The 7813-nt window shown below is 73.9% G+C and carries 6 protein-coding genes and 1 pseudogene; 5 read left to right on the top strand and 2 right to left on the bottom strand.

Features of this window, described 5'->3' with window-relative positions; translation table 11 throughout:
* Positions 1-321 (bottom strand): annotated as a pseudogene (locus tag CCN56_RS12460) (hypothetical protein); the annotation flags it as partial.
* Between the two features lie 533 nt (positions 322-854).
* On the opposite strand from CCN56_RS12460, the gene CCN56_RS12455 reads away from it, so the two are divergent.
* The gene (locus CCN56_RS12455) at positions 855-2798 is read left to right on the top strand and encodes an AAA family ATPase (RefSeq protein WP_256961935.1); all 1944 of its coding nucleotides are present in this window, start codon (positions 855-857) and stop codon (positions 2796-2798) included.
* 96 nt (positions 2799-2894) lie between these two features.
* Here CCN56_RS12455 and CCN56_RS44465 read toward each other — a convergent pair whose 3' ends face one another.
* A complete protein-coding gene (locus tag CCN56_RS44465) occupies positions 2895-3632 on the bottom strand; it encodes a TipAS antibiotic-recognition domain-containing protein (protein WP_256961934.1) in 738 nt (245 codons plus the stop codon).
* A 110-nt stretch (positions 3633-3742) separates the two neighbouring features.
* On the opposite strand from CCN56_RS44465, the gene CCN56_RS12445 reads away from it, so the two are divergent.
* The 4 genes from CCN56_RS12445 to CCN56_RS12430 form a co-directional block, all read left to right on the top strand.
* On the top strand, positions 3743-4150 hold the full coding sequence (locus CCN56_RS12445; RefSeq protein WP_086826455.1) for a YciI family protein: 408 nt from the start codon (positions 3743-3745) through the stop codon (positions 4148-4150).
* 8 nt (positions 4151-4158) lie between these two features.
* Positions 4159-5304, top strand: coding sequence for an RNA polymerase sigma factor (locus CCN56_RS12440; RefSeq protein WP_086826453.1), 1146 nt, complete (start codon positions 4159-4161; stop codon positions 5302-5304).
* Positions 5305-5524: 220 nt separating this feature from the next.
* Positions 5525-6724: a S8 family peptidase gene (locus tag CCN56_RS12435; RefSeq protein ID WP_086826451.1), complete on the top strand. Its 1200-nt coding sequence runs from the start codon at positions 5525-5527 to the stop codon at positions 6722-6724.
* A 152-nt stretch (positions 6725-6876) separates the two neighbouring features.
* Positions 6877-7813, top strand: a 937-nt coding sequence (locus tag CCN56_RS12430; protein ID WP_143664507.1) for a serine/threonine-protein kinase, incomplete at its 3' end; no start/stop codon positions are given.

Raw genomic sequence — 7813 nt, 5'->3', positions numbered from 1 at the left:
CCCGTGCAGAAGGTCCGTCAGGCGGGTGCATATCTCCGCCACTTGCGCCGGGGACCGGCCGAGGTCCGAGTCGAACCGGTCGTCGAAGAGGAAGTAGAAGCCGAGCAGGTCCGCGGCGAGGGCGAGCTCTTCGGCGGGGGAGTCCGGGCTGGTGAACGCGGCGAGACGGGGCACGTCCCACTTGTCGTACGCCGGCAGGGCGATGGTGGCGGCGAGCCCCTCGTGGCGGAGGAGCCAGTTCCGGTGGAGCGGCGCGACGGATGCCCGGTTCGGGTTGCTGTGAGGCGGAAACGGCAGGTCGAGCATGATCGCGTTGGACACTGGCCCCCCAGGTTCTGAGCCCGGGTCATCCCGTGACGCCCCCGGCGCGGTCGAAGATTACTTGAATTGATCATCAACTGCCAGGAACGTCAAGGAGATTGCTTTCAAGCCAACGGAATCGTTACGTCCGGATTGATCGGCGCCGGATGACTGCGGCCTGCGGCGCCGGGCGGTTGCGGTCTGGGCGCCGGGCGGCTGCGGCCTGCGACGCCGGGTGACCGCGGCCGGGTTCGAGCGCGGCTTTCCGGTGCCGCGGGCCGTGACTTTCCGGCGCCGGCCGGCCGTGGCGTCCCGGTCGGTCACGCGTTCCATCGTTCGTTGCGGCGGGTGGTTCGTCCCCCGTTCGCGCCACCCACGGACGGGGCGGCGCGTTGGGGTTGCCGTGACGCCCGGTGCAGTGACGGTTCTGCAACCGGGACCTGCGGGTTCTGTATCGACTCCCGATCTTGGTGGGTCGGTGGCGAGAGCGAAGATCTGGATGGTGCGCGGTGCCGGAGACGTGGAATCGGGACGAGGGACACGATGCCCGGTTCGTGGACCGCTTCCGGGACGGTCACGCCCTGGTCGGACGTGACGGGGAGCTCGCCGCGCTCCGGGACGCCGTGGCCGGCCACCGGCTGGTCACCGTGACCGGAGCGGCCGGAACGGGGAAGAGCCGACTGGCCCTGGCCGCCGTCAAGGTCCCCCTCGACGGCCCCGGGCGGACGGTGGTCCGGGTGCGGTGGCACGACGGGATCCCCGTAGGGCGCCGGGCGTTGACGGCGCGGGTCGTCCGGGCCCTGCACGGCGCCGGCCTGACCTGGGATCCGGCGCACACGGACTCCGCCGCACCCGCTCCCGCCCTCCCGGCCGATGAGGTGCTGCTCCTCCTGGACGATGTCGACCCCGTGCACACCGAATGCATCGGCCTCGTCCAGACACTGCTGGTGGACCGGCCTGCGGTACGGGTCCTGGTGACCGCGCGGCGGCCGCTCGGGCTCGGCGACGAGCGGACGATCAGGCTGGGGCCCCTGCCCGTGGAGGCGCCGCCGGGCCAGGCGGGACCGTCCCCCGCCGCGGAACTCCTGGTCTCCCGGGCGCGGGAGCGCGGATGGGGCGAAGAGCCCGATCCGGCGGCCGTGGCCCGGGTCTGCCGCCTCCTGGAGGGAGTTCCCCTGGCCCTCGAACTGGCCGCGGGCCGACTGGGGGAGTGGACGATGGCGGAGCTCGCCGCCCACCTCGAATCCGGCCAGTGCCGACTGGCCGACCCGGACCCGTTCCTCCTGCGGCACCGCACGCTGCGCACCGCCATCGGAGCCGTCCACGCCCTGTGCGAACCGGCGGAGCGCAGGGTCTGGCGCCGACTCAGCGCCTTCGCCGGGCCCTTCACGGAGGCGGCGGCGGTGTTCGTGTGCTCGGGCTCCGACCTCGCACCCCACGAGGTTCCTCCCGCCCTGGCGGCGCTGAGCGCCACGGGCGTGCTCCAGGTCCTCGGGGAAGCGGGCGCGGTGTGCCCGCCCCGCTACCGCATGGCCCGGGCCGCCCGCGACTTCGGTGCGGAACGGCTCGCGGCGGCGGGCGAACGGCCGGTCACGCGGGACCGGCACGCCGTCCACTTCCGCGGCGCGGCGGCCGTCGCCGAGACCCTGTGGAACACCGGCCTCCAGCGCCAGGCGCTCCAGACCGTCCAGGACGAACACGAGGACCTGATGGCCCTCGTGCACCGCGCCGGGGACGGGACCGGTCACGCCGAGACGGCCCTGGAGACCGTGCTGCACCTCTGGTTCTGGTGGGCGGTCCACGACCACGCCCGGGAGGGCAGCGACCATCTGCGCGCACTGCTGCCCCGGCTGCCCGCCGACAGCCCGCTCCTGGCGCAGGGCCGATGGCTCGCCGCCTGGCTCAGCGCGGCATGGGACCCCGGCACGGCGCACCACCTGCTGTCCCTCGCCTGGCCTGCGGCCGTCCTCGCCGGCGACGACGCCCTCCTCGGCCGCATCGCCCATGTGCACGGCACCCTGGCGTGGCGGCGCCAGGACCCCGAATCGGCCGCCGCGTACTACCGTCAGGCGGCGGACACGACACCCGGCGGCGCCCCCGGAGGCCCGTCGCCCGCCGTCAGCCTGGCCGCCCTGGCCGTCGTCCAGGCCCACCGCACCCCCGCGGCGGCGGCCCGCACCGCCCGCCGCGCCCTCGCGCAGGCGGGCTGCGCGAACGACGCCTGGGCCACGGCCCTCGCCCACTACGCCCACGCCTTCGCCTACCACAGGGCCGGGCACACCGGCCGCGCCCGGCACCGCGCCCGCCGCGCCCTGGCGGACCTCGAAGCCCGGCTCGACGCCCCGCCGGCCCGTCGGGCCCTGCGTCTCCTCCTCGCCGCCCTGGACCTCGCCGCGACCGCGGCCGGCGCGCCGATGCCGCACCCCCGCCCGCATGTCTTCGTGCCCCGAGACGGAGCGCAGACCCCACCGGCGACGGCGAGCCTGGCCCAGCGGTGAGACCACCGTCCGTCCAGGCTCCAGGGCCCCGGTCGGCCGCGAAGGCAGGACGGCCACCGAGGAAGCGTTCTCCCCCGGTGGCCGCCCTGTCCCCGTTCAGCCCAGCCCGGACGGGGCGTACGCCTCGATCGCGTCGCGCTGGTACGCGGCGAGGCCCGGTGCGATCGCCTCGTACGCGGCGCGCCACTGCTCGTTGTCCACGCAGGAGCGCCCGAGGGCGCGGTACTCCTCGACGGAGACGGTGCGCAGTTCCGTCAGCGCCCGGTACTGGGCGTCCGCCTCGGCCGCCTCGTGCGGGTGTCGGTCCGTGTCGCGGACGAGGAGCTCCTCCCGTACGGGATCGGCGGAGCCCGCCGCACCTCGCCGGGCGTGCGCGTCGTGGACGAGGGCGGCCCAGCGGTGGGCGACGGTCCGCCGGGCACGGGCGGCGTCCGCGTGGCGTGGCCGGAGCTGCTCGGCGATCGCGGCCGGGCCGAGGCCGCTGCGGCGCAGCACGGCGCCGTCGCGGCTCCACGGGGAGACGATCGCCGGGGTCGCCTCGGGGTGGAACCGGGTGCCCCGGGCCCGGCGGCCGAGCCGGAGCGCCTGGCGCGGCGCGTCGGTGCCGCCGATGAGGCAGACGACCTCGTGCTGGTCCACGGAGAGGTCGACGCCCTTCAGGACCTCGTGCTCGCCGTAGCTCTTGCGGACGCCTTCGACGCCGGCCCGGTACACCTCGGCGGTGTACGCGCCGTAGGCGAGGGTCAGGGCCAGGACCGCGCAGCTGGTGGGGCTGAGGCCGGCCAGGCCGGGGAAGCCGGTCAGCGGCAGGCCGGGGAAGCCGGCACGGGACACGTCGAGAAAGCCGGAAAAAAATCCGGCGGCGATGTCGAGAACCCGTGACCTGCTCCGTCCCCGGTGTGAGAGCGACCAGAATGGGCCGCACAAGGACCGAGGAGAACACCATGGCCAAGTACCTGATGCTGAAGCACTACCGTGGCGCCCCGTGCCCGGAGGGCTTCGTGCCCATGGACCAGTGGACGCCCGAGGAGATCTCGGCCCACGTGCAGTACATGCACGACTTCGCCGCCAAGCTGGAGAAGACCGGCGAGTTCGTCGACGCCCAGGGGCTCGCCCCCGAGGGGGTGTGGGTCCGGTACGACGGCGAGGGCCGCCCGCCGGTCACCGACGGCCCGTTCGCCGAGACCAAGGACCTCATCGCCGGCTGGATGGTGATCGACGTCGACAGCTACGAGCGCGCCCTGGAGCTCGCCGGGGAGCTCTCGGCCGCTCCCGGGGCCGGCGGGAAGCCGATCCACGAGTGGCTCGAACTGCGCCCGCTCATGGCCGCGCCGCCCGTCATCACGGAGTGACCGCACCCATGGACGAGGCCCTGCTCCGAAGCCTCACGCCGAGCGTCCTCACCGTCCTCGTCCGCCGCGGAGCCGACTTCGCGGCGGCCGAGGACGCCGTGCAGGACGCCCTGGTGGAAGCCGTCCGCGTCTGGCCGGACGACCCTCCGCGCGACGCGAAGGGCTGGCTGGTCACCGTCGCCTGGCGCAAGTTCCTGGACGCGGCCCGCGCGGACACCGCCCGCCGCCGGCGCGAGGACCTCGTCGACGAGGAACCCGCGCCCGGGCCCGCGCCCGCGGTGGACGACACGCTCCAGCTGTACTTCCTCTGCGCCCACCCGTCCCTGACGCCCTCGTCGGCGGTCGCGCTCACGCTGCGCGCCGTCGGCGGCCTGACCACCCGCCAGATCGCCCGGGCCTACCTGGTGCCCGAGGCGACCATGGCGCAGCGGATCAGCCGGGCCAAACGGACGGTCTCCGGCGTACGGTTCGACCGCCCCGGAGACGTCGCCACCGTGCTCCGCGTCCTCTACCTGGTCTTCAACGAGGGCTACTCCGGCGACGTCGACCTCTCCGCCGAGGCCATCCGGCTCACCCGGCAGCTCGCGGCCGTCATCGACCACCCCGAGGTGGCGGGGCTCCTCGCCCTCATGCTGCTCCACCACGCCCGGCGCGCCGCCCGGACCGCGCCCGACGGCAGCCTGGTGCCGCTCGCGGAGCAGGACCGCGGCCGGTGGGACACCCGGGCGATCGCCGAGGGCGTCGAGATCCTGCAGGCGGCCCTCGCCCGCGACCGCCTCGGCGAGTTCCAGGCGCAGGCCGCCGTGGCGGCGCTCCACGCCGACGCCCCCACGGCCGAGGAGACCGACTGGGTGCAGATCGTCGAGTGGTACGACGAGCTCACGCGCCTGACGGACAGTCCGGTCGTCCGGCTCAACCGCGCGGTCGCCGTCGGCGAGGCCGACGGACCGCGCGCCGGCCTGGCGGCGCTCGCGGAGCTCGACGACTCCCTGCCCCGGTACACGGCGGTGGCGGCGTACCTCCATGAACGCGCCGGCGATCTCACCACGGCGGCGCGGCTGTACGCCGAGGCGGCGAAGAAGGCGACCGACACCCTGGAACGCGACCACCTGACCCGCCGGGCCGCCCGCCTCAACACCCGCTTGCGTCACTGACTCCCCGCCCGCCCCGTCGGCCGCCTCGAACGTGTCCATTTCACGGAGGAGTTGGCGACGGGGCGTGTGCGAGGTGGAGGCGATGCGGAGGGCTTATTCAGAAACCTTGTTGAAGAACCCCTTACCCCTGGTTCGCACTTGATTTGCTCCTGCCAATCCACACAGGGTTCTCTCGAACGTTTGACGCCCCACACGTCAACACGAGGAGAGATCCCTTTTCATGGCAACTCACAAGCGATCCCGCGGACTTCGCAACGCGGCCATAGCCGCAGGAGTAGCAGGCGCCGCCACCGCGGCGCTGCTCGCGGGCAATCTCGCCGGGGCGGCCGCCCCGGCCGAGGGCACCGTGCACGGACTCGGCGCCCCGGGCGCCGTCGCCGGCAGCTTCGTCGTCATCCTCGACGCATCCGCGAACAAGGCGGAGCTCGCGAAGAAGTACGGCGGCACCCTCCAGCGCTCCTACGGCTCGAAGGTCAACGGCTTCTCGGCATCGGGTCTGACCGTCGAGGAGGCCAAGCGGCTCGCCGCCGACCCCGCCGTCGACACGGTCGTCCAGAACAAGCGCTTCAGCATCGAGGAGACTCAGGAGAAGCCCCCGTCCTGGGGCCTGGACCGGATCGACCAGACCGAGACGGCCGGAGACGACAAGTACACCTATCCCGACGGCGGGGGAGAGGGCGTCACCGCGTACGTCATCGACACCGGCGTCCGGATCACGCACCAGGACTTCGGCGGCCGGGCCACCCACGGCTTCGACGCCGTGGACAACGACGACACCGCCGACGACGGCAACGGCCACGGCACCCACGTCGCGGGCACCATCGCCGGCACCTCCCACGGCGTCGCCAAGAAGGCGAAGATCGTCGCCGTGCGGGTCCTCGACGACAACGGCTCCGGCACCACCGAGCAGGTCGTGGCGGGCATCGACTGGGTGACGCAGCACCACTCCGGGCCCTCCGTCGCGAACATGAGCCTCGGCGGCGGCGCCGACGAGGCGCTCGACGCCGCGGTCCAGCGCGCCATCGCCTCCGGCGTGACCTTCGCGGTCGCGGCCGGAAACGAGTCCTCCGACGCCGGCCAGGGCTCGCCGGCCCGGGTGTCCGAGGCCATCACCGTGGCCTCCAGCACCAAGGACGACGAGCAGTCGGACTTCTCCAACTTCGGTGCGGTGGTGGACCTGTACGCCCCCGGATCGGACATCACGTCGGACTGGAACGACAGCGACACCGGCACCAAGACGATCTCCGGCACGTCCATGGCCACGCCGCACGTGACGGGCGCCGCCGCCCTCTACCTGGCGGCCCACCCGTCGGCGACGCCCGCCGACACGGCTGCCGCACTGACCGGGGCGGCCACGCCCGACGCCATCAAGAACCCCTCCTCCGGCACGGCGAACAAGCTGCTGAAGGTGACGCCGTAAGACGCTGTGAGCCGCACCGCACACCGGACGGCCCTCCACGAATGTGGGGGGCCGTCCCCTTTTCCCTCTTTCCCCCTATCGCCGGGAACCGGCCGTGGCGAGAATCTGTCCCTGTGGAGGAAGGCCGCCACGGCGCCGAGGGGGGAACGGGGATGAGCGCATGGATCGTCCCGGGATACACGGAGTCCCGGGAGCTGGGCGCGGGCGGCAGCGGACGCGTGGCGCTCGCCGTCCACGACGCGACCGGCGTGCCGGTGGCCGTGAAGTACCTGAGCGAGCGGCTGCGTTCCGACGAGTCGTTCGTCCGCGGGTTCCGCTCCGAGGCCCGGCTCCTCGGCGCTCTCGACAGCCCGTACGTCGTCGGGCTCTACGAGTACGTCGAGGCGCCGCGGGGAGCGGCCATCGTCATGGAACTGGTGGACGGCGTCGCCCTGCGCGCCCTCCTCGCCCGGGAGGGCTCGACCGGCCCCGAGGCCGCCCTCGCGGTCCTCAAGGGCTCGCTCCTCGGCCTCGCCGCCGCCCACCGGGCGGGCGTCGTCCACCGCGACTACAAGCCCGAGAACGTCCTCGTCGCCGCCGACGGATCGTCCAAGCTCGTCGACTTCGGGATCGCGGCCGGACGCGACAGCAGGCCCGGCATCGCCGGAACACCCGCCTACATGGCGCCCGAGCAGTGGAACGGCGCCCCCGCCTCGCCCGCGGCCGACGTCTACGCGGCGACCGCGACCTTCTTCGAGTGCCTGACCGGGCGCAAGCCCTTCGCGGGGGACAACTTCGCCGAACTCGCCCTCCAGCACCTGGAGGCGCCCGTCCCCGACGGACAGGCGCCGGAGCCGCTGCGCCCGCTCATCCGCCGGGGCCTCGCCAAGGCCCCGCACGAGCGGCCGGAGAACGCGGACGCGTTCGTCAGCGAACTGGAGTCGGTCGCCACGGCCGCGTACGGACCGGACTGGGAGGAACGGGGACGGGGCCGCCTCGCGGCCCTCGCCGCCCTGCTGCCGCTGCTCTTCCCCTCCTCCGGCGGTACGGCCCAGGGCGCGACCGCACTGGCCAGGACGACCCTGCCCGAACCGCCGGAGGAGGGGAAGA

The organism is Streptomyces sp. NRRL B-24572 (assembly GCF_002156145.1).
Taxonomy (GTDB): domain Bacteria; phylum Actinomycetota; class Actinomycetes; order Streptomycetales; family Streptomycetaceae; genus Streptomyces; species Streptomyces vietnamensis.
Note: the sequence above shows the minus strand (reverse complement) of the source record. Positions and strands in the feature narration are given on the sequence as shown.

What these genes read in the sequence shown, in the direction of transcription:
- CCN56_RS12435 (WP_086826451.1), top strand. Translation starts at nt 5,525, where the DNA reads ATGGCAACTCACAAGCGATCCCGCGGACTTCGCAACGCGGCCATAGCC.
- CCN56_RS12440 (WP_086826453.1), top strand. Translation starts at nt 4,159, where the DNA reads ATGGACGAGGCCCTGCTCCGAAGCCTCACGCCGAGCGTCCTCACCGTC.
- CCN56_RS12445 (WP_086826455.1), top strand. Translation starts at nt 3,743, where the DNA reads ATGGCCAAGTACCTGATGCTGAAGCACTACCGTGGCGCCCCGTGCCCG.